18 protein-coding genes are annotated in these 21779 nt (G+C 63.2%); 12 read left to right on the top strand and 6 right to left on the bottom strand.

Annotation, left to right across the window (positions count from 1 at the left end; genetic code table 11):
- Positions 1-4: 4 nt before the first annotated feature.
- The 6 genes from I5E68_RS11040 to I5E68_RS11015 are packed head-to-tail and all read left to right on the top strand — an operon-like array spanning position 5 to position 6462.
- Positions 5-1540, top strand: a complete 1536-nt coding sequence (locus I5E68_RS11040) for an NADH-quinone oxidoreductase subunit M (RefSeq protein WP_197163715.1) — start codon at positions 5-7, stop codon at positions 1538-1540.
- A complete protein-coding gene (nuoN, locus tag I5E68_RS11035; RefSeq protein WP_197163713.1) occupies positions 1540-3003 on the top strand; it encodes an NADH-quinone oxidoreductase subunit NuoN in 1464 nt (487 codons plus the stop codon). Before I5E68_RS11040 ends, nuoN begins: the two co-directional genes overlap by 1 nt.
- Complete coding sequence (locus I5E68_RS11030) at positions 3000-3728, top strand: biotin--[acetyl-CoA-carboxylase] ligase (protein ID WP_197163711.1); 729 nt, start codon at positions 3000-3002, stop codon at positions 3726-3728. The genes nuoN and I5E68_RS11030 overlap by 4 nt, the downstream gene beginning before the upstream one ends.
- A gap of 23 nt (positions 3729-3751) precedes the next feature.
- Positions 3752-4531 carry a type III pantothenate kinase gene (locus tag I5E68_RS11025; protein WP_197163709.1) on the top strand — a complete coding sequence of 260 codons (780 nt, stop codon included), beginning with the start codon at positions 3752-3754 and terminating at the stop codon, positions 4529-4531.
- Positions 4528-6153, top strand: a complete 1626-nt coding sequence (locus I5E68_RS11020) for a ribonuclease J (protein WP_197163707.1) — start codon at positions 4528-4530, stop codon at positions 6151-6153. Before I5E68_RS11025 ends, I5E68_RS11020 begins: the two co-directional genes overlap by 4 nt.
- 33 nt (positions 6154-6186) lie before the next feature.
- Entirely contained in the window at positions 6187-6462 is a 276-nt protein-coding gene (locus I5E68_RS11015) for a DUF1467 family protein (protein WP_228726933.1), read from the top strand.
- Between the two features lie 4 nt (positions 6463-6466).
- Here I5E68_RS11015 and I5E68_RS11010 read toward each other — a convergent pair whose 3' ends face one another.
- On the bottom strand, positions 6467-7534 hold the full coding sequence (locus I5E68_RS11010) for an NAD(P)H-dependent flavin oxidoreductase (protein ID WP_197163703.1): 1068 nt from the start codon (positions 7532-7534) through the stop codon (positions 6467-6469).
- A 24-nt stretch (positions 7535-7558) separates the two neighbouring features.
- Positions 7559-10297 (bottom strand): coiled-coil domain-containing protein, encoded by a 2739-nt coding sequence (locus I5E68_RS11005; RefSeq protein WP_197163701.1) that lies wholly within the window; start codon positions 10295-10297, stop codon positions 7559-7561.
- Positions 10298-10367: 70 nt separating this feature from the next.
- Between I5E68_RS11005 and I5E68_RS11000 the strand changes: the two genes are divergently transcribed.
- The 4 genes from I5E68_RS11000 (at position 10368) to I5E68_RS10985 (ending at position 14427) form a co-directional block, all read left to right on the top strand.
- Positions 10368-10664, top strand: coding sequence for an Hpt domain-containing protein (locus I5E68_RS11000; protein ID WP_197163699.1), 297 nt, complete (start codon positions 10368-10370; stop codon positions 10662-10664).
- A 350-nt stretch (positions 10665-11014) separates the two neighbouring features.
- The gene (locus I5E68_RS10995; protein ID WP_228726932.1) at positions 11015-12049 is read left to right on the top strand and encodes a hypothetical protein; all 1035 of its coding nucleotides are present in this window, start codon (positions 11015-11017) and stop codon (positions 12047-12049) included.
- Positions 12050-12085: 36 nt separating this feature from the next.
- Positions 12086-13048: a hypothetical protein gene (locus tag I5E68_RS10990; protein WP_197163696.1), complete on the top strand. Its 963-nt coding sequence runs from the start codon at positions 12086-12088 to the stop codon at positions 13046-13048.
- Complete coding sequence (locus tag I5E68_RS10985; RefSeq protein WP_197163695.1) at positions 13048-14427, top strand: sensor histidine kinase; 1380 nt, start codon at positions 13048-13050, stop codon at positions 14425-14427. Before I5E68_RS10990 ends, I5E68_RS10985 begins: the two co-directional genes overlap by 1 nt.
- 118 nt (positions 14428-14545) lie before the next feature.
- Here the strand turns inward: I5E68_RS10985 and I5E68_RS10980 are convergent, their stop codons facing one another.
- Together I5E68_RS10980 and gltX are read right to left on the bottom strand one after the other, a co-directional pair.
- Positions 14546-15829 (bottom strand): citrate synthase, encoded by a 1284-nt coding sequence (locus I5E68_RS10980; protein ID WP_197163694.1) that lies wholly within the window; start codon positions 15827-15829, stop codon positions 14546-14548.
- A 13-nt stretch (positions 15830-15842) separates the two neighbouring features.
- A complete protein-coding gene (gltX, locus tag I5E68_RS10975) occupies positions 15843-17312 on the bottom strand; it encodes a glutamate--tRNA ligase (protein ID WP_197163693.1) in 1470 nt (489 codons plus the stop codon).
- Positions 17313-17509: 197 nt separating this feature from the next.
- Here gltX and I5E68_RS20375 point away from each other — a divergent pair, with 197 nt between their 5' ends.
- Both I5E68_RS20375 and I5E68_RS20155 read left to right on the top strand, forming a co-directional pair.
- Positions 17510-19108: a ComEC/Rec2 family competence protein gene (locus I5E68_RS20375; protein WP_323982137.1), complete on the top strand. Its 1599-nt coding sequence runs from the start codon at positions 17510-17512 to the stop codon at positions 19106-19108.
- Positions 19105-19575: a hypothetical protein gene (locus tag I5E68_RS20155; protein WP_228726931.1), complete on the top strand. Its 471-nt coding sequence runs from the start codon at positions 19105-19107 to the stop codon at positions 19573-19575. The genes I5E68_RS20375 and I5E68_RS20155 overlap by 4 nt, the downstream gene beginning before the upstream one ends.
- A 165-nt stretch (positions 19576-19740) precedes the next feature.
- Here the strand turns inward: I5E68_RS20155 and lexA are convergent, their stop codons facing one another.
- Positions 19741-20439: a transcriptional repressor LexA gene (lexA, locus tag I5E68_RS10965; RefSeq protein WP_197163692.1), complete on the bottom strand. Its 699-nt coding sequence runs from the start codon at positions 20437-20439 to the stop codon at positions 19741-19743.
- A 117-nt stretch (positions 20440-20556) separates the two neighbouring features.
- Positions 20557-21777 (bottom strand): molybdopterin molybdotransferase MoeA, encoded by a 1221-nt coding sequence (locus I5E68_RS10960; RefSeq protein WP_197164776.1) that lies wholly within the window; start codon positions 21775-21777, stop codon positions 20557-20559.
- Positions 21778-21779 lie beyond the last annotated feature (2 nt).

The raw sequence follows: 21779 nt of genomic DNA, 5'->3' as shown, positions 1-21779 counted from the left end.
GATGATGAGTGGTTTTCCGATCCTCAGCCTGATGCTCCTGGTGCCGCTAGCGGCGGCACTGGTGTGTCTCTTCCTTGATGCGAAGGCGGCGCGAATGCTCGCGCTCGCCGCCACGCTGGTCGATCTTGTCCTCGGCGTGGTGCTCTGGATGAATTACGACGTGGGTGGCTCCCAGTGGCAGTTCCAGGAGAGCCATGCGATCTTCGCCGGCTTCAAGTATGCCCTGGGTATCGACGGCATCGCGCTCCTGCTGATCATGCTGTCCGTCTTCCTTATGCCGATCTGCATCGGCGCTAGCTGGAAGTCGGTCGAGAAGCGCGTCGGTGAGTACATGGCCGCGTTCCTGCTGGTTGAAACGCTCATGATCGGCGTTTTTGCGGCGCAGGACCTGTTCCTGTTCTACATCTTCTTCGAGGCCGGCCTGATCCCGATGTATCTGATCATCGGTATCTGGGGTGGTGCGGACCGTATCTACGCTTCGTACAAGTTCTTCCTCTACACTCTGCTCGGCTCGGTGCTGATGCTGATCGCGATGCTGTGGATGGTGAACACCTCGGGTACCACCGACATCCCGACGTTGATGGCCTACGATTTCGATCCGCAGGTCCAGACCTGGCTGTGGCTGGCCTTCTTCGCGAGCTTTGCAGTGAAGATGCCGATGTGGCCGGTCCACACCTGGCTGCCGGCCGCCCACGTTCAGGCGCCGACCGCCGGTTCGGTGATCCTTGCCGGCGTGTTGCTGAAGATGGGTGGCTACGGCTTCATCCGCTTCTCGCTGCCGATGTTCCCGGAAGCCTCGGCCTACTTCGCGCCGCTGATCTGGGGGCTTTCGATGGCCGCCGTCGTGATTACCTCTTTGATCGCACTGGTCCAGTCGGACATGAAGAAGCTGATTGCCTACTCTTCGGTTGCCCACATGGCGATCGTCACCGTCGGCCTCTTCGCCTTCAACGTGCAGGGTCTCGAAGGCTCGATGATGGTCATGCTCAGCCACGGCCTCGTGTCGGGCGCGCTGTTCCTGTGCGTCGGCATCATCTACGACCGCCTGCATACCCGTGAGATCGACCGCTACGGCGCTCTTGCGATCAACATGCCGCGTTACGCGCTGTTCTTTCTGCTCTTCACGATGGCCTCGATCGGCCTTCCGGGCACCAGCGGTTTCGTCGGCGAGTTCCTGAGCCTCGCGGGCATTTACCAGGTATCGAGCTGGGCGGCGCTGATCTGCACCACCGGTATCATTCTGGGTGCTGCCTACATGCTCTACCTTTATCGCCGGGTGGTCTTTGGCCCCCAGAAAAACGCCGATGCCGCCGCCATGCCGGACCTCGACGCCCGCGAGATCATCATGGTTCTCGCACTCGGTCTCTCGGTCCTGTGGATGGGCGTCTACCCTGAGAGCTTCCTTGCTCCGATGCGCGCTGACATCGCCGCGCTCGATGCCCGGATCGCCCGTGCGGCGCCGGAGGGTGACGCAAAGCCGACGGCAGGCAATCCTAAGCCTGCGCACGAAGAAGTCTCTGCGCATGGGGGGGCACACTGATGGACTGGTCGCAGTCGCTGCGCCTGATCGCGCCTGAAGAAACTCTGAGCATTGCGGGCCTCGTCCTGCTTCTCGTCGCCGCCTGGGGCGGGGACAAGGCGAGCCGCCTGATCTCGATCCTCGCCGTCGCCGCGCTAGTCGCGGCCATGGCCCTCGTCGCTCCTGCCCTTTGCGGCGGGGCGATGGGGCCGGACACCTCGGCCTTCTTCGGTCAGATCCATGCCGATGCCTTCTCGAGCTACGCCCGCATCCTGATTTACGGCGCTGCCGCAGTCTCGCTGGTTGTTGCCCCGGCCTACTTCGAGCGCTTCAACTCGATGCGCGGCGAATATCCGGTGCTGGTGATCTTCGCCGCGCTGGGCATGGGCATGATGGTTTCGGCGGGTGATCTGCTGACGCTTTATGTCGGTCTCGAGATGAACTCGCTTGCCTCCTACGTTCTTGCTGCCGTGCTGCGTAACGATGGGCGTTCGGCTGAGGCTGGCCTCAAGTACTTCGTGCTTGGCGCGCTCGCCTCGGGCATCCTGCTCTTCGGCATGAGCCTTACCTACGGCTTCACCGGAACGACCTCGTTCGCTGGCATCGATGCCGCGCTGTCCGGGGGCCTGTCCAACGGGGCGCTGTTCGGCATCGTGTTCATGCTCGCGGGGCTCGCCTTCAAGATCAGCGCCGTGCCGTTCCACATGTGGACGCCCGACGTCTATGAGGGCGCTCCGACGCCGGTCACCACCTTCTTCGCGACCGCGCCGAAGGTGGCTGCGATGGGCCTGATGATGCGCGTCCTGTTCGATGCATTCGGCAGCCAAGTCGCCGCATGGCAGCAGATCGTGGTGTTCATCGCGCTGGCCTCGATCGTGGTTGGTGCGCTGGGTGCGATCGGCCAGACCAACATCAAGCGTCTGATGGCCTACTCCTCGATCAACAACGTTGGCTTCATCCTCATCGGTCTTGCGGCAGCGACGCCGGCGGGTGGTGCGGGCATGCTGGTCTATCTCGCGATCTACGTGATGACTTCGCTGGCTGGCTTCGCCGCGATCCTTTCGCTCAAGGATGCTGACGGCAACTACGTTGAGGAAATCGCCAAGCTGGGTGGCCTTTCGCGCACCAAGCCGGGTCTCGCGCTGGCACTCGCCATCGTGATGTTCAGCCTTGCCGGTATCCCGCCTCTGTTCGGTTTCTGGGGCAAGTTCGTGGTCTTCCAGGCCGCGGTTCAGGCGGACATGATCGCCCTTGCCGCAATCGGCATTGCGGCATCGGTCATCGGCGCATTCTACTACCTCAAGGTCGTCAAGGTGATGTACTTCGACGAGGCGACCGATGTGGTTCAGGGCGAAAGCGATGTCTGGCACAAGCTGATCCTCGTGGTCACCTGCCTGTTCATCTCGCCCTTTGGCTATCTGCTTTCGGGCTGGCTCGGTAAGCATGCCGAGACGGCGATGACCGCGCTGCTCGCGACGCTTTGATCGACTACGTAGCACAGACCGGGTCGACTAACGCCGACCTGGTCGCCCGGCTCTCCGGTGGGGAATACCTGCCGGAGGGCTATTGGCTTGTCGCCGACCGCCAGATTGCGGGCAAGGGGCGCCTCGGGCGCTCGTGGAGCGACGGCGGTGGCAACTTCATGGGCTCCTCACTTATCCAGCGAGGGCCCGGCGATCCGCCACCGGCGAGCCTTGCACTTGTCGCCGGCCTTGCCGTTCACGAGGCGATCGAAGGCGTGTTCGAAAGCGGTGATAGCGTCGCTTGCGCTCGCCCCATTCTCAAATGGCCGAATGACGTCCTGCTTGATGGGGGCAAACTCGCAGGTATCCTGCTAGAAATGGTAGGCAATGCAGTCGTGGTCGGGATCGGCGTGAATATTGTCGCCGCGCCATCGCTGGAAGGGCGCAAGGTCGTTTCCTTGGCGGACTATGGTTTGAGCATTTGCCGCGATTCCTTCGCCGAACGTCTTGCCGACTGTCTCGACGCCGAGATCAGTCGCTGGCGACTGGGCGGCCTTGCTCCCATTATGCGCCGCTGGCAGACTGCAGCGCACTCTGAGGGCACTGCTCTGACGGTCCATCCACCGGGCGAAGCACCGCTAAACGGGAGCTTTGGTGGGTTGACCGCCGATGGCAATCTGCTGCTTCGGCTCGCGGATGGCGCACAGCGTGTGATCCATGCCGGTGATGTTTTCCTCAAGGATTGAGCTCGGTTCAGAAAGGCCCAGAGATGCTGCTCGCAATCGATGCCGGAAATACGAACGTTGTCTTTGCGCTGTTCGAAGGGCGCACCATCCGGGGGCGTTGGCGCATTGCTACCGACCCGCGGCGTACGGGTGACGAGTACGCTGTCTGGCTGATGCAGCTGCTCTCGATCCGCGGGATCGATCGGGGCGAGATCGACACCATCATCATCTCGACTGTGGTTCCGCGGGCGCTGCACAATCTAGAAATCCTGTGCCGTCACTATTTCAACGTTGAGCCGCTCGTTGCTGGTGTCGGCAAGGCCGACTATGCGATCGACATCGACGTCGATCAGCCGCGATCGCTGGGCGCGGATCGCGCCGTCAATGCGATTGCTGCCCATGCCAGCCATCCCGGCGACCTCATCGTCGTGGACTTCGGCACAGCAACCACATTCGACGTGATAGACTTCAACGGTGCCTACAAAGGCGGGATCATCTCTCCTGGCATCAACCTCTCGCTCGATGCTCTGGTCGGCAACACAGCCAAACTCCCGCGGATCGCCATCGAAGTCCCGCGATCAAGCTCGGTTATCGGTCGAAACACCGAGGATCAGATGCTGATCGGCGTTTTCTGGGGTTACGTGGCGATGATGGAAGGTCTAATCGCACGGATGAGGGCCGAGATAGGCCGCCCGGCCAAGGTCATTGCGACCGGCGGGCTTGCTGTCCTGTTCGACAAGGCCAGCGACATTTTCGACGTCGTCGAAGCAGACCTCACACTCGAAGGTCTGGCAATTCTGGCTGAAAGGGCCGTTACAAAGTGATCCCCGGTAAGGAACTCGTCTTCTGCGCACTTGGTGGCTCGGGGGAGATTGGCATGAACGTCAATCTCTACGGCTGCCATGGCAAGTGGCTGATGGTCGATCTTGGCATGACCTTCGGCATGAACGAGTATCCGGGTGTCGACCTCGTCTTCGCTGATCTGGAATTCATCGAGAACGAGCGCGAGAACCTGCTCGGGATTGTCCTGACTCACGCGCACGAGGACCACATCGGCGCGGTTCCCTACTTCGCGCAGGATCTGGGGGTTCCGATCTACGCGACGCCGTTCACCGCGAAGCTGGTTGCTGCCAAGCTGGAAGAGGCTGGCATCCTGGATGAGGTCGAGCTGATCGTCGTCGACGATCTCGAGCGCTTCGAAATCGGGCCTTTCGGCTTGCGCTACGTGCCGCTGGCGCACTCGATCGCCGAGGGCAACGCGGTGCTGATCGAGACGCCTTACGGGCGTATTTTCCATACCGGCGACTGGAAGATCGACGAGGCACCCCAGATCGGCGTCCCTGCGACCGCTGAAGAACTTACCGCAATCGGTGACGAGGGCGTGCTCGCTCTGGTGTGCGATTCGACTAATGTATTCAACCCCAAGGCGTCCGGTTCGGAAGGCGAGGTCTTCGAGGGGCTGCTTGCCGAAGTATCGCGCCACGAAGGGCGACGTGTGCTCGTTACCACTTTCGCTTCCAACGTCGCGCGGCTGCAGACGCTGGGCGAGGTTGCGCGGCGCACCGGACGCAGCCTGTGCGTTGCCGGACGTTCGCTCGACCGGATCATCTCGGTCGCTAAATCCTGTGGCTACCTCAAGGACATGCCCGAGATCGTCGAGATCGATGCGGCTATGGACCTGCCCCGCGACGACGTTCTGATCGTCGCCACCGGCGGACAGGGCGAGGCGCGCGCCGCGCTGGCGCGCATCGCCGAGGGTTCACACCCGATCAAGCTCGAGAAGGGTGACGTCGTTTTGTTCTCGAGTCGTCAGATTCCTGGCAACGAAATCCCCATCGGACGCATCCAGAACCGCCTCGCCGAGGCCGGGATCGAGGTCGTAACCGATCGCCAGAGCATGATCCACGTTTCGGGCCATCCTGGGCGCCCTGAACTTGAGGCGCTTTATGGCTGGATCCGCCCCGAAATTCTGATGCCGGTTCATGGCGAGATTCGCCACATGAAGGAGCAGGCCAGGTTCGGGCGTTCCTGCGGGATTCCCAAGGCGGTCTACCAGAAGAACGGTGATCTGGTGCGTCTCGCGCCGGGAACACCGGGCAAGTTCGGTGAAGTCCGGTCGGGACGGCTCTTGCTTGATGGCGACATCATCACGCCAGCGGATGGCGAGGCGATGGCGATGCGTCGGCGCTTGTCCTTCAATGGCGTGGTATCCGTTGCTGTCGGAGCTAAGGGCAAGGTCAAGTTGTCGGCGGTCGGATTGCCTCTCGACGAAGACTATGACGCGTTCGTTGCCGAGGCCGAGGAAGACGTCGTGCAGGCCCTGAAGCGCTTGCGTGGCGCTGATCAGGCTGCGCGATACGAGGCGGTCCGGCTTGCTGCGCGCCGTGCAGCGACACGCTGGTCTGGCAAGAAGCCGCAGACGCAGGTACTGCTGCTCGACGAATAGGGCAAGGGAGTCGGGTACGTGCAGTGGACATCGATGATCGCGATTTACGGGCTCTTTTGGGTCCTGAGCGCGTTCCTCGTTTTGCCGATAGGGTTGCGTACGCCCGATCAGCTTCCCGGGCACGAAGTCGAAACCGGGCACGCGGATTCGGCTCCGGTAAACTTCAGGCCGAGGCTCGTCGCCTTGCGTGCAACGGTCCTCGCCGCGGCGCTAAGCGCCTTGTTCTACCTCAATTGGACCAATGGCTGGGTCACCCGCGGGGATCTCAATTTCTTCGGAGATCCGCCCGTCGAGGATTTGGGCTATTGAGGCGCTAACGCGGCACGCAGGCTCGGGTGTATTCATCCGCTAGGGACCTCACCAGCTCGGCGGCGGGCATGGCGCGGGCAAGCGGCGCGCCCTGACCTGCCCAGTGTGCACCATAAGTGTGATCGCCGTGGGCTCGTGCCGCGTTGTGAACCGCTTTCGCAGCATCGTAGGCGATCGGGTAATCGGGAATATCGCGAGGTTCTACGGCCGTGTAGGGCGGCTGCGTGAAGCGGCCTGGCAGGGCTCTTGCCGGCCGTCCCGAAATCACTGCGGTCAGCCTGGTCTGCGCACTCCCGGGGCCAAGCAGGTTGGCGCGATAGGCCTCGTCAGCCGCTGACTCTGGGCAGGCGATGAAAGCCGTTCCCAACTGTGCGGCAACAGCGCCAAGAATGCGTGCTGCAGCGATACCCGTGCCATCCATGATGGCACCGGCTGCGACAACGGGCAGGTCAATCGTACGTGTGAGAAGCCGGGTGAGAGCGAAAGTCCCAAGGCCGTGATCTTCGGCTGCCGGATCGAATACGCCGCGATGGCCTCCTGCCTCGATGCCCTGGGCGACGATCACGTCGATGCCCGCTCTTTGCAGGGCTTGTGCTTCCGTCGGACTTGTCGCGCTCGCCAGGAGAAGGATACCGCGTTCGCGCAGCGCACGCACAATCCCCTCTGCTGGTACGCCGAAATGGAAGCTGACGATGGCAGGAGCTACCTCAAGAACCAAGGCTTGCATCGCCTCGTCCTCGTTGAAGCTGGTGTAGATTTCACGCAGGCCATCGGGCGGGGATGCGCCGTATTGGGTGAAGGCAGGGGACAAGCGCTCGATCCAGCGTCGCTCACGAGCTGGATCGGTAGTGGCTGGCTGGTGCACAAAGAAATTCAGATTGAAGGCCTTGGCTGTACGGGCACGCAGTTCCTCGACCATCGCACGCGCGACATTCGGCGAACTCGCGCCCAGTCCAAGCGAACCAATCGCACCGGCATTGCATACTTCAGCAGCAAGCCAGGGCGTTGTGACGCCGGCCATGGGTGCCTGCAGCAGCGGCACTTTCAGGTCATATTTCTCGAATGGTGACACGTCTGGCTCCAGGCCGTCTCGAGCTTAACTGCGCAGGCGTTCGATCCCCTGCGCGAGGACAACGTAAAGCTTACCCATGTCAGAAGAGAGCAGGGTCACACCCAGAGCATCGCCGTCGCGCGTCGAAAGGACCTGGCGCAGCATCGATTCGAAGTCGTGGATATAGCGACTGACATGCTCGCGGAAGGCATCGTCGCGCTCGTAGACCTGCTGGATCGCCCGGGCTTCCGAACTGTCGATGAGACTGACTGCACGGCGGGTGAAGATGCCGCGATCGCCTCGCAGATAAGCCGCCCAGGCAGTATCGGTCACATCGGTAGACAGCGCGCGGGCAATATCGATGGAACTCGAATTCAGCGATTCGGTGATGAGGGCCACACGTCGGGCGAAGTCATTGTCGACGCGTTCCTCGGCTCGCTCGCGTGCATCGTCGAGACGGGCCTCGAGGCTTTCGACGAGATCACCGATCTTGGTGACTTCCTCGCGCAATTGGGCAGCTGCCTCGTTGCTGACGCCAGAGGCATAGGAGACGGCCTGCTCGAGCTGACCCGAAATCTCGGCGACCTTCCCGCGCATGGCCTTTTCGATCGCGGCGCCGCTTTCTTCTGCAAGTGTATCGGCGACCCTTCCGATCCTCGCGGGCGCTTCGGTCTCGATGGTCGCAATCGCTTCTGCAAGTGTGCCACGCAGCGTCGCAATTGCTCCGCCGAGTTCCTCGCGGGCCTTGCCGCCGCTGCTCTCGATCGCAGCGTCGATCTCCTCAAGGGTGGAGGCGAGAGCGGCGAAGTTCTCAGTCTGGCGTATGCCGCGATCGGCGATATCGGTCTGAGCCTGCGTTATGCGCTCGAGCATCGTACCGAGCTCCTGGCTTGAACCGCCAAGCGAGCCGGCAAGAGCATCGCCGCCTTGGTTTGCCCGTTCGACCTGTTCGAGTAGGCTGGCGATGCCCGTTTCGAGGCGGGTGATGCGGTCCTGGCTGACGGCAATCGCTTCGGGAAGGGCAGAATGCGCCTGCTTGGCGCTTGCTTGCAGCAGGTCGAGCAGGCGCAGGCTGTCACCCGTCAGTTTCTCGACGTCACCGTCTGTCGCGGCGAGTGAGGCACGCGTAGCGGTGAGATTGTCGGTGAGGCTGCCGAGCGCGTTGAGCAGGCGATCCTGCGCGTCGCCGCTCTGTGTCACGATCGAGCGCAGACGCGCGTCGAACTGCTCGAGCTGGCCGGTAACCGAGCGGGCTCGTTCCGCCACTTCCTCGACCTGGTGGCGATGGCGTTCGAAACGCTCGGCAATCGAATCGTCGAGTTCGCCGAGCATGCCCGAGACACGTGCAACGGCATGGCGCTCCTGTTCGGCCATGCGGGTCTGGCGCTCCTGCAAGTCGCGCGCGAAGTGTTCGAGTTGCTCGTCGATGGTCGCCTGCGACGCTTCGGCTTCGGCGGCAATGGTCGCGATGCTCGACGAAAAAGCACTTGTTGCCTCGTTCTGAGCAGTGGCGATACGCTGGCCCGTGCCGTGTGCTTCGCTTTCGAAGGCCGCAAGGCGCTCTGCAAGGTTGGCGAGTGCGGCGTCGTAGTCGGCGATGATGCGTTCGCGTGTGCTGACCTGTTCGTCGCCAAGGCTGGAGAGTGCTGTACGCAAAGCATGCGAAACGATTTCGCTCTCGTCACGCAGCGCGGCGAGGCGCGTGCGCAACGAGGTGAGGCTGTTCGCCTCGTCGGTGTCGAGCTGGCTGCGGGTCTGCTCTATCTCGTCGCGCAAAGCCGCGGCGCGGTTGCGAATCGACGAGAGGGCTTCGATCTCGTGCTTTTCAAGCTCGGTGCGGAACTGAGCTCCGCTCTCTGCCAGCGCAGTGAAGCGCTGTGAGGCGAGCACTTCCATGTCCTTGCACTGACCCGCGAACTGGGCGAGGGCGGCATCGACCGCGCCGCGCATGTTTTCGACCTGACGCTCGCTTGCGGAGCCAAAATCGTTTAGCCGGTGAAATCCGGCGATCATCTCTTCCAGCTGGACATGGGCAGTACGCCCGGCATTGGCGATGTTGTTGGTCACGTCCTTGGCCGAACTGGCGATGACGGGAAGCTGCCCGCGCAATTTCTCCATGTTCTCTAGCGCGGCACTGCTGACCGAACCAATTGTATCGACGCGTTGACCATTGTCGTCGATCAGCTCGCGCAGACGTTCGGCGTTCTGCGAAAGGCGTTCACTTGCAATCCGGCCCAGGGCTTCGAGGTCGCGGCCTTGTGCGGTGATGAATTCGCGGGCGAGGCTGAGTTCGCCGTTCACGTTGGCGAGGCGCCGCTCGAGCCGGGCTGATTCGACAGACAGACTGCGAGCGACGTCGCCGAAGCGCTTGCCTTCGCGGGCGCTGTGGCGAAGCGCCAGCAGCCAGCCCAGGGCTATGAGGACGAGTGGGACGCACCACTGGCTCACCAGCGCGGGAATGGCGGCCATGGCGGGCCCGGCCGACAGCACCGGCCATTGCGATGCGATGAAAAACGCGCTCCATCCCAATGCTGCGATAACCGCGATGACGGGGATGATCCAGCCGCGCGGAGCGGACGTGGCCGATGCGTCCTCGAATTCATCACCTGCGCAGTCCGCAGTCTGCTGTGTCCAGGCTTCGTCCCAGGTTTCGCCATCCCCTGCGGCGTCCGCTTCGCGCAGGTCTGCGCGCACAGCCTTGCCCTCTGACTGGTTTGCGCCCGGTGCCGGGCTGCCATCGTCCTCGCCGGAGCTGAACGAGATGATCCTGCTATCGCCTGCCATGGTGCGACGATACCATGACCTAGTCGGCAGGAAACCCCGGATTAGCAGTTACGGCGTCAAGCTTGGGGATATGGCTTATGAAGCGGGAGCTTTCGAGGCGACTCTGGCCGCTGCGGCAGGGGGAGACCCGTTGCTGCTTTCAGAACTGCGCGTTGCCTACGCAGCCAGTGTGGCGCGGCAGATTGACTTGCTTGACCGGGCGCGATGTGATGGCAACTGGATCGTGAGTGCGCAGCGGCTCAAGGGGCTGGCTGCCAGTTTCGACGCTGGTGAACTGCTTGTGCTAGCGGAGGCAGCGCTTGAGTGTGCCCCGGGCGATCCAGCGATTGTGCGGCGCCTCTATCTCTACCACGCCTGCCTTTTCTGACCTGTCGTACAGGTCCGAAGCTGCGGCTGAGCGCAAAGAGCACTCTGCAGTTGGAAGCCGAACAGGCCAAACCGCGGAGTTGCTTGAGTTGTCTTCCGGTTTTTGTCGTGTGGACAGGGCGCTAAGCTTGGCACCGACTGCGACGCGACGTAAAACGACGCTCGTCCGGTGGAGTGAGACAACTGCGCATTGCCCTGCTTTCCATGATGGAGCCCGCTGTCTCGGGTCAGCCGAGCCCGCGCGCCTTCCTGCGCGTGGCGGGGGCAAGCATCGCACGTCATCAACTCGGCATAGCGCTCGCTCTCGATTGCCAGCGCATCGTGTGCCTTGCACGCGATATGTCGCCCGACATGATCGCGTTTCAGCATGCCTGCGAACAGGCGGGGCGGCAGTTCAATCTGGTGACTGCAGCGAGCCAGCTTTCGGGCCTTATCACTGCAAACGACGAAATCTTCCTGTTTTCCGATGGACTTTTTGCCGATCAGGAAGGCGCGGCGCGTCTCCTCGATAGCGCGCGCGGGCAGGTGCTGGTCCAGCCGATCGAGGGCGCGCAGGCCGCGGGGTTCGAACGCATCGACATCAACCGTGCTTCCGCAGGCCTGGCCCGTCTTCCGGGCGAACTCGTTGAGCGGTTGCGCGAGTTGCCGGCGGACTACGACACCGTTTCGGCGCTGGTGCGCATCGCGCTGCAGTCGGGGCTGCTGATGACCGAGGTGCCATCGCACTTGCGCAGTCCTTCCTCCTGGCGTCTCGTCCACAACGAGCACGAAGCGCTGGAAATCGAGGGTGAATGGCTTCGCACGAACACCCAGTCGAATGGGACCGGACTGGTTGGTCAGGCGATCGGGCGCTGGGCCGCGCTCACTTTCGGTGCCTCACTGCTTCATGCGGGGAATGCCAGCAATGTGCTGAGCATCTCGATTCTCGTCGACTGCATCGCCGCGTTCCTGCTGGGCTGGCTGGGTTTGGCTTGGGCAGGTTTTCTCTGCGCTGGGGCGGGAGCGGTGATGGTCGACATGCACCGCAGGTTGCGTGCAGCCGAACGACGTTCGCTTGGCGAGAGCAAGCCCGCAGTCGCGCGGGCAGATGTGCTGGGCTGGCTTCTCGACGCAGTATTGGCAGGCCTTTGCCTATGGGCCACGCCGCGCCTCCAGCACGAGGACCTGCTTTCCTGGATCTTTGCGCCTGCCATGTTGTTTCTGCTTCTTAATCTGCTGGTTCGGCAGATTGACGTACGTCATGCAAGCTGGCTTGAAGACCGCGTCCTCCTGTCGGTCCTCCTTGCAGGGGCGGTGCTGTTCGGTCAGGTTGATGGTCTCGTCCAGTTCGCGGGGCTGGGGTTGGTGGGGCTCGCGTTGCTGATGCCAAGGCGGTGTCGAAGCTAACGCGGATTTAACCGTAGGCGGGTTAGGCGGGGGGCGATGATCAACCAAGCTGTCCATTGCACGGCAAGCCATGCGGTCGAAGGCGTTCTGCGCGACGAACTTTCGCGTGGCGATGTCAGCGCTCATACGGTGCTGCCCGTCTTGCGCCACCTCGTCTCGGGGCAAAGCAATTCTGTCTTCAGCGACGAGATACTGGCCAGAGTACGCGGGATGCTCGAAGACCTTGCGGTCTCTCTGCTCGGCGAGCTGGCCAAAACCTCGACTTCGGGCACCGACGGGCCCGTGCTGGCCGATGACATATCGACGCTGCGTGCCAGCCTGATGGACAATGCACTGCTGCTCGGCCACCTTCATGCGCTGGCACTCGAATGGCAATTGACCGAACGCTTGCAGGCGCGGCTTTCCATCGACCCGGTCGTGACACCTCTGCTCCAGAAGTTGATTGCCTCACCGGATGGTGACTTGCAGGATCTTGCAATGCGCCTGCTTGCCGCTCAGGCGCGCTGGTGCCAGGCGCAGCGGCGAATGAGGCTGCCTTTATCCGAGCTTCCGGCAGAGTTGCTCCATATCGCCTTGATGACGCTCAAGGCCCACGCGGGTGCAACGGGCCTGCCGCTTGAGCGGGTGGTTGTCGCCGAGACCCGGATCCGGGATCGTTACGACGAGGGTGCAGGCAGGCTCGGTCTGGCCGCGCAGCTCATTCTGGGGCTGGGCGGCAGCGCCGAAACGGCGCTCTCGGTCAGTCGCGCAGGCTTGTGTCTGTTCCTCAGCGCGCTCGCGCATTTTTCCTCGCAGGAGCGAGACGCCATGGTCGCGGCGACACACGAGAACCAGCTGGCTAGGCTGGCTCTATCGCTACGTGCGGCAGGTCTTCGGCCAAGGGCTGTCGAGGAGGAGTTTCAGGCTTTCCACCCCGACATCCTCCTGCCAGATGGCTTCGAGACTGTTACGCCAGATGGCGCTGCGGCAATGCTCTTCTCGGGGCAGCACGGGGCCTGATGCGCGAAGACGGTACGATAATCGCACGCGCCATCAGTGATGACGCGGACCGCCTGGTCAGCGCCGATGAGCCGCTCGCCGGACTGCAACTGCGGTGCGGTGGTGAATTGCCTGGCACCATAGCCGTGCCCGAACTGCTCGAGATCGTGCGCAAGGCCCGGCGCTATCGCTTCCGTCTGGCACGAGCGGTCAGTGCCCAGGACGGCGATGAACTTGTGACTGCCTGGATTGAGGCGGTTCCTGACGAGAGTAGCAAGGGCTGCGAGATTCGCGTGCGCAACTGGCGTACGGCGCCGGTTCCAGCTGAGGACAGCGCGCGCTCGGACCAGCGACGCACGATGACCGACCGGCACCTTGCCGAGCTTTCGGCGCGGCTCGATGCCAACCAGAGGCTGCTGACGGTGGTCAGCGACAGCCCCGAATTGCGCGAGGTCTGCAAGGCGATGGAAAGCGCTATCGGCCGCCCCTGGACTGATATTCTCCCGCCCGAAAACGTTACACACGAGCAGCCGCTGCACTGGCGCCTGTTGGATGGCACACGTGTGCTGGTCGCGGGTTCGCTGCGGCCTTGGCATGTGCGCCTGATTCCGGCGATGCAGCCCGGTTTCGACCCGGTCGGCTTCGAACTCCTGCTGATCTCCGAGAAGGCGCCGGCACCGGCTCCGACGTCCTCGGTATCTGGTAGCGCTCGACAGCGACGCAGTCTGGTTGGGCAGGAACTGGCACCGGTGCTCAAGCAGCCGATCTCGCGGATCATCGCCAATGCCGAGACGATCCGCACGCGTCTCGCCGGGCCGTTGCCTGACGCCTATGCCGATTATGCGAGCGAGATATCCAATGCAGGCAAGCTGCTGCTAGACCTGCTCGATGACCTGGCCGATCTTGAAGTTGTCGAGGCCGGAGACTTCGCGACGGCACCGGATCCGATCGATCTCGCCGAGGTGGCGCGTCAGGCGGCGGGAATCCTCAACGTCCGTGCGCGTGAGAAGGGCATATTCCTCAGCGCTCCAGGGCCTGTGGAATCGCTGCCTGCGATTGCAGAATTTCGCCGAGTGTTGCAGGTCCTGCTCAACCTGATCGGTAATGCGATCCGCTATTCCCCCGAAGGCTCGACTGTGAGCCTGAAGCTCGAAAGCGATGGAGCGCGCGCAAGGGTCGTTGTTGCAGATGAAGGTCCGGGCCTTTCTGTCGAGCAACAGATGCGCGTATTCGAAAAGTTCGAGCGGCTTGGACGCAAGGATGATGGTGGCTCGGGTCTGGGCCTGTTCATTTCGCGCCGCCTGGCCCGAGCGATGGGCGGAAACCTGACGGTAGAAAGCGAGCCCGGCAAAGGCGCAAGTTTCGTGCTGGAAGTGCCTGCGGACACCAGTTCTGCCTGAGTATTGTCGCTTCCGGTCTCGTGCGAAAATCCTGCGAGCAGACTCCAGCTTGATTGGCAAAGAAAAAGGGAGCCTCCGCTTTTGGCGAAGGCTCCTTTTTCTTCAATCAGGCTCAGGCTCAGCGCTGGCCGACGGGCACGTAGTCGCGCTGGGTCGGGCCGGTGTAGAGCTGGCGCGGACGGCCGATGCGCTGGCCGGGATCCGAGATCATTTCGTTCCACTGCGCGACCCAGCCCACGGTGCGGGCGAGAGCGAACAGCGCGGTGAACATCGAGGTCGGGAAGCCGATCGCCGACAGGATGATGCCCGAGTAGAAGTCGACGTTCGGGAAGAGCTTCTTCTCGACGAAGTACGGATCGTTGAGGGCGATCTCCTCGAGGCGCAGGGCGGTCTCGAACAGCGGATCGGTAACCTTGAGCGCGTCGAACACCTCGCGAACGGTCGACTGCATGACCGTCGCACGCGGATCGTAGTTCTTGTAGACGCGGTGACCGAAGCCCATCAGGCGGAACGGATCGTTCTTGTCCTTGGCGCGCTCGATGTAGTGCGGAATGCGATCGGGGGTGCCGATCTCCTTGAGCATGTTGAGCGCAGCTTCGTTGGCGCCGCCATGCGCAGGGCCCCAGAGGCAGGCGATGCCGGCCGCGATGCACGCGAAGGGATTGGCACCCGACGAACCGGCGAGACGCACGGTCGAGGTCGACGCGTTCTGCTCGTGGTCGGCGTGGAGGATGAAGATGCGGTCCATCGCCTTTTCGACAGCCGGGACGACCTCGTATTCCTCGGCGGGAACGCCGAAGGTCATGCGCAGGAAGTTGCCGGTGTAGCTAAGGTTGTTGTCCGGATAGACGAAGGGCTGACCGACAGCATACTTGTATGCCATCGCCGCGATCGTCGGCATCTTGGCGATCAGGCGGTGCGAGCTGATCTTGCGGTGCTCGGGATCAGAGATGTCGGTCGAGTCGTGGTAGAATGCCGAAAGGGCACCGACCACGCCGCACATGATCGCCATCGGGTGGGCGTCGCGACGGAAGCCCTGGTAGAACGTGCGAAGCTGCTCGTGCAGCATCGTGTGGCGGCTGATAGTGAACTCGAAGTTGTCGAGTTCGGCCTTGTTGGGCAGTTCGCCGTTGAGGAGCAGATAGCTCACTTCCATGAACGAGGACTGCTCGGCCAGCTGCCCGATCGGGTAGCCGCGGTGAAGCAGTACGCCTTCGCCGCCGTCGATGTAGGTCAGCGCCGATTCGCAGCTCGCCGTCGAGGTGAAGCCGGGGTCGAAGGTGAACTTACCGGTCTGGCCGTAGAGCTTGCGGATATCGATGACGTCCGGACCGACGCTGCCCTTGAGGACAGGATAGTCGAATTCTGCGCCACCGGCGTTCAGTTTAGCCTGATCACCCACCTGTTATAACTCCTTATGCTTGGGACCCGGCCGGGGCCTGGGCCTGCGCGCCGATGCGCGCGAGGCTCTCTTCCCGACCGAGAAGTACCAGTACGTCGAAAATCCCCGGCGATGTCGTCTGACCCGTCAGGGCTGCCCGCAATGGTTGCGCGAGCTTGCCGAGGCCCAATCCAAGGTCCCCGGCCATTGCCTTCAGGGCGGTCTCCAGTGCCTCGAGGGTCCAGTCGGACTCCCCGGACAGGCGCTCGTGGATCGCGGCAAGGCGCCCCCGCGCCTCGTCGGTCAGGAGAGCCTGTGCCTTCTCGGTCATCTCGAGAGGGCGGGTGGCGAACAGGAAGACAGCGCCTTCTGCAAGTTCATTAAGATCCTTTGCGCGGACCTTGAGAACGGGCATAGCCTGCGTGAGCAGGTCCATGTCCGGATTTTCGTAGCCGTGCCCGGCGAGACGCGGGGCTACAAGCTGCGCAAGGCGCGCATCGTCGGCCTCACGAATATAATGTGCGTTGAGGTTCTGCAGCTTTGCGATGTCGAAGCGCGAGGCGCCCTTGTTGACATTGACGATGTCGAACCACTCGACCGCCTGATCGCGCGAGATGATCTCTTCGTCGCCGTGACCCCATCCGAGGCGAAGCAGGTAATTGAAGACTGCCTCGGGCAGCAGGCCCATGTCGTCGCGGTAGGCATCGACGCCCAGGGCACCGTGACGCTTCGAGAGCTTGGCGCCGTCGGCGCCGTGGATCAGCGGGATATGGGCGTATTCGGGATCTGGCCAGCCGCCCTCGATCGCGTCCATGGCACGCAGGATGACGAGCTGACGGAAGGCATTGTTGATGTGATCATCGCCGCGGATGACGTGGGTAACGCCCATGTCGCGGTCATCGACCACGACTGCAAGCATGTACGTCGGCGTGCCATCGGAGCGCAGGATGATGAAGTCGTCGAGTTCACTGTTCTGGACGGTGATCGAGCCCTGAACGCGGTCCTCGATCGTCGTCTCGCCCTCACGCGGGGCCTTGATACGCACGACATAGGGGGCATCTTCGGGCCAGGATGCGGAATCTGCGTCGCGCCATTCGCTGTCGATGCGGAATGCGCGGCGTTCTTCTTGAGCCTTCTTGCGACGCTCGGCCAGTTCCTCGCTCGTGAGGTAGCAGCGATAGGCGTGGCCGGCTTCCAGAAGCTGGCCAGCTACGTCAGCGTGGCGCTGCGAGCGTGAGAACTGGAACACCGGCTCTTCGTCACCATCGAGGCCGAGCCAGGACAGGCCGTCGAAGATCGCGTCGATAGCGGCATCCGTCGAGCGGGCGCGGTCGGTGTCTTCGATGCGAAGCAGGTACTTGCCGCCATTACGGCGCGCATAGAGCCAGTTGAACAGGGCGGTGCGGGCCCCGCCAATATGAAGGAAACCGGTCGGCGAGGGAGCGAAGCGGGTAACGACGGGCCTCTTTTCCGTCGATTGTCCCGTTGCACTTCCACTTGCCATTATATCTACCTTCCTGTCCTATTCCCGGGATGGCGAGCCAAGTCGCAGTCCCTGGTGTGAGCGTTGCTCCGGTCGGTTCCGGGGGCGCTGCACTGCGGCATCGGCCATGGAACAGCAAGAGCAACTTGTCGAGGGTTTTGGCCGCCCTCGACCGATTTCTTTCGCGATCCGGCTATGATCGAGGGCCTTGGCTGGTCGTGGCCTTCGGCGCCGGGATCGCGGCGTGGTTTGCCCTGCCTTCGCAGGTGCACTGGATCGGTTTCTGCACGGGGTGCATCGCGTTGAGCCTGGGGGGCAGACTCTTTCGGCGCCCATGTGGTGAGTATCACTATACCGCGCAAGCCCTTTTTTGGATTCCTTTGCTGCTCGCAGCGGGTTGCGCCTGTGTCTGGCTGCGATCCGATTTCGTTGGCGCGGCACCTCTAGAGAGGCCGCAATACGGGGTATTCAAGGGACGTGTCCTTCAAGTCGAGACGCAGCCTGCGCAGGGCCGGTCCCGCCTCCTTGTCGCCATCCGAAATCGCGACGGAAGAGCCTTCAAGGTACGCCTCAACCTGCCGAGCTCCGTATCGCCATCGAGGTTGCGCGGCGAAGCTCTTGAGATGTCCGATAGACCTGAGCTGCGCGGCAGTCTCGTGCGTTTCAGGGCGCGCTTGATGCCGCCTGCGCAACCCATGGTTCCTGGCGCCTATGATTTCGCCCGAACCGCCTGGTTCGCAGGCCTCGCGGCCAGCGGAACGGTGATCGGCGATATCGAAATCGTCGAGCCGGGTCTCGGCACTACCTGGCGGCTCGATGGTGCGCGTGCGTGGCTAGTCGCCCAGGTCCGCGGCCATCTTGACCCGGAGGAAGCAGGCATAGGCGCTGCGCTGGTGGCGGGAGAGCGCGGCGGGATCGCTGAAGGTGATGTCGATGCGATGCGCGATTCGGGTTTGGCTCATCTCTTGGCGATCAGCGGGCTGCACGTCTCCGCGATCATCGGCTGTGTCTACTTGCTCGCGATGCGCGGCTTCGCCTTGTTTCCTGCAGTTGCCTTGCGTTGGCGGGTGCCGCTCGTGGCGGCGGCAGTGTCAGCGCTGGCGGGGATTGCTTATACCGTTCTGACAGGAGGGCAGGTGCCTACCATCAGGGCCTGCCTAGCGGCGTTGCTGGTCCTTCTGGCGATCACGATGGGCCGTGAGGCGCTGTCGATGCGCATGATCGCTGTCGTGGCCTTTGCGATCCTGCTGGTGTGGCCCGAGACGCTGATGGGGCCCAGTTTCCAGATGAGCTTCGGTGCGGTGCTCGCTCTCGTCGCGCTCGTCGGCTCGGGGCCGATCCGCAATTTCCTCACGGCGCGAGACGAAGGTTGGGTGTTCAAAGCGTTGAGGGGACTCGTTCTTCTCGCGCTGACCGGCTTCGTAATCGAGCTGGTGCTGATGCCGGTCGGGCTGTTCCACTTTCATCGTGCTGGACTGTACGGGATGCTTGCCAATCTCATCGCGATCCCGCTCACGACATTCGTGATCATGCCGGCGTTGGCGCTGGCACTCGCGGCTGACCTTTTCGATCTCGGTGCGCCGTTCTGGTGGCTTGCTGGTACTGCGATCGAGCTCCTGCTTTCGCTTGCGCACTGGACGGCCTCCCGGCCTTCGGCAGTCATCACCAGTCTGGCGATGCCAGGCTGGAACTATGCTTTGTTCGTGATCGGGGGGGGTGGGTGGCCTTGTGGAGCTCCAGAGTGCGCTTCCTCGGGCTCGTTCCGATCGTTGTCGCAGCTTGTGTTTCCTCTATGCTCGAACCTGCGGACCTTATGATCACAGGCGATGGCAGGCAGATCTCCTTGGCGCACGGGAGTGGCGAGGAACGCGCAATCTATCTGCTGCGCGAGACTCGCAGTGATTACGTTACGGATATTCTCGAAGAAATTAGCGGATTGCCGGTGGCACAGGCGCCGATCAGCATGTTGTCGCGAGCCCGTTGCAGTAGCGACTTCTGCACGATTGACTGGAGAGAGGGCGGAGTCGAGCGAAGTCTGCTCGTTTCACGCGGGCGCGAACTCGTGCCCGAGCGCGCGCTGGCGGCGGCATGCGACAACGTCGATATCGTTGTCTCGGATCGCTGGCTTCCTCGCTCGTGCCAGCCGCGCTGGCTCAAGGCGGACCGGGGCCTGCTTTCGCGCAGCGGCGGACTGGCGATCGATCTCGCTCGCGGAACCGTGCGGAGCGTGGCCGATGGGCAGGACGATCACGGCTGGACATTACCCGCCAGCCAGAGGCGCTAAGAGATACTAATCCAAGCTGCCTGCCAGCTCGCCGTTACACCATCGAGGGGCGCCACCACGAGACGGGCTACTTGCCCTTCTTGGAAACAAAACCTGCCCACCGGACCGGCAAAACACGTGCGATATGTCCGCCCAGCGGTGAGGGCCTTCGGCCGAACGTGGACGTCAGTGATAGCGGCGCAGCAGTCCGGCGAGCTTGCCCTGCACCTCGACCTCGTCGGCACCATAGATCTGCGGCTCGTAAGCGGCATTGGCGGGATCGAGACGGACCATGCCGTTCTCGCGGCGCAGGTACTTGAGCGTGGCTTCTTCGCCGCGCACGAGCGCGACGACGATTTCCCCATCCCGGGCCGAACTGGTGCGCTTCACCAGCGCGAAATCTCCGTCGAGGATGCCGGCATCGACCATCGAATCGCCCGAAACTTCAAGAGCGTAATGTTCGCCAGTGCCGAGCAATGCTGCCGGGACGGGCAGGCTGGACTGGCCCTCGAGCGCCTCGATCGGAACGCCTGCGGCAATGCGTCCGTGGAGCGGCAGTTCGATCACGCCCGCAGCCGGCTCGGGCCTGGCGGGGGTACGGGCGCTGTCGATCGACACGACGTTGTCGCCCGCATTCTTCGCCGCGACATCGGCGGGGCTCGCAGCGCCTTCGTCGGCGCGGCGCAGGACCTCGAGCGCGCGGGCACGATTAGGCAGGCGGCGGATGAAGCCGCGTTCCTCGAGCGCCGAGATCAGGCGGTGCACGCCCGATTTCGACTTGAGGTCGAGCGCTTCCTTCATTTCCTCGAAACTGGGCGAGATGCCGCTTTCGTCCAGCCTTACCTGGATGAACCGGAGCAATTCATGCTGCTTGCGCGTCAACATCTCGTTCGCCTCTTTCCCTTGGTCCTGCCGGCGTGAGCCGGAACATCGAACGGGTCATGTTCCAATCGTGAACAATGAGAGAACAATTAAGCAACAAAATTCCGTGCGTCAAGCGGCTCAGCCATTTTGGAGCTGGTAGATCGATACCGGTTCTCCGGCAGCCAGCGCAGGCGTGTGGGCTGGACGGTCGATCAGGGCATTGCTCGCAGCCATTGCAGCCAGAGCGCCGCTGTCCTGCAGTACCACCGGGCTCACGCTCTCGCCGTCCCAATGTGCGCGCAGGAACTCGCGCCGCGCGCCGGTCGCGGGCACGTCGGCACCGAGCCGCGTAGTGATCGCGGTGGCCATCGGCTGTGCGGCTCCCAGCAGGCGGCGCAGCAGCGGGAGAACGAAATGGAAGGCGGTGACCATGCTCGAGGCCGGGTTGCCCGGCAGCCCGACGATGACCTGTGGCCTGCCATTGGCGCGGCGGCGCGTGGCGACGAGCAGCGGCTTGCCCGGCTTGATCGCGATGCGCCAGAAATCGAGCTGCGCGCCCCAGGCCTCCAGGGCCGGGCGCACGAGATCGTGGTCGCCGACCGAGGCGCCGCCACTGGTGACGATGACCTCGGCGTCGCCCGCAGCGTCGAATGCGCCGATAAGGGCGTCCATGGTGTCGACGACGGGGCCGATGCGGCGCGTCTCGGCGGTAAGGCCGCGCATCATCGCGGCGAGCATCAGGCCGTTGCTGGCGGGAACCTGATGGAGCGGACATACCTCGGGATCGCGCGCGAGTTCGTCGCCGCTGTCGATGATCGTGACCGTCGGGCGACGGTGGACGGGCAGGTGCTTGTGGCCCGCGGTCATGGCGAGCGCGATCTGCGCAGGTCCGATGGCGATGCCTGCAGGGAGAACCTGTGTCCCTTCGGCGAAATCCATGCCGCAGTGGCGCACGTGGCGCGAGACCGGGGCAGGGGCACTGCCTTCGAGGTGGATTGCGTCGCCCTCGCGCGCAATGTCCTCTTGCAGGACGACCGCGCTGGCGCCTGCGGGAAGCAGCGCGCCGGTCGAGATGCGCACCGCCTCGCCATCGCCGATGGTCCCGGTATGGGGATGCCCGGCAGCGCTCTCCCCGATCACCGTCCAGCGCGGATCGGCGGGGATCGAGGCGACGGCGTAGCCGTCCATGGCAGAGACGTCGGCGGCGGGCTGGGTGCGGCGGGCGAGGAGGGGCTGGGCGAGATAGCGCCCGAGTGCGCCTTCGAGATCGACGTGTTCGACGCGGAGCGGCTCGACGAGCGCAAGCAGGCGCGACTGCGCGACTTCGAGCGGGATCGGCGGCAGCGGGGGATGCGCCATGG

It is taken from the genome of Novosphingobium aureum (assembly GCF_015865035.1).
In the GTDB taxonomy this organism is placed as follows: Bacteria; Pseudomonadota; Alphaproteobacteria; order Sphingomonadales; family Sphingomonadaceae; genus Novosphingobium; species Novosphingobium aureum.
Note: the sequence above shows the minus strand (reverse complement) of the source record. Positions and strands in the feature narration are given on the sequence as shown.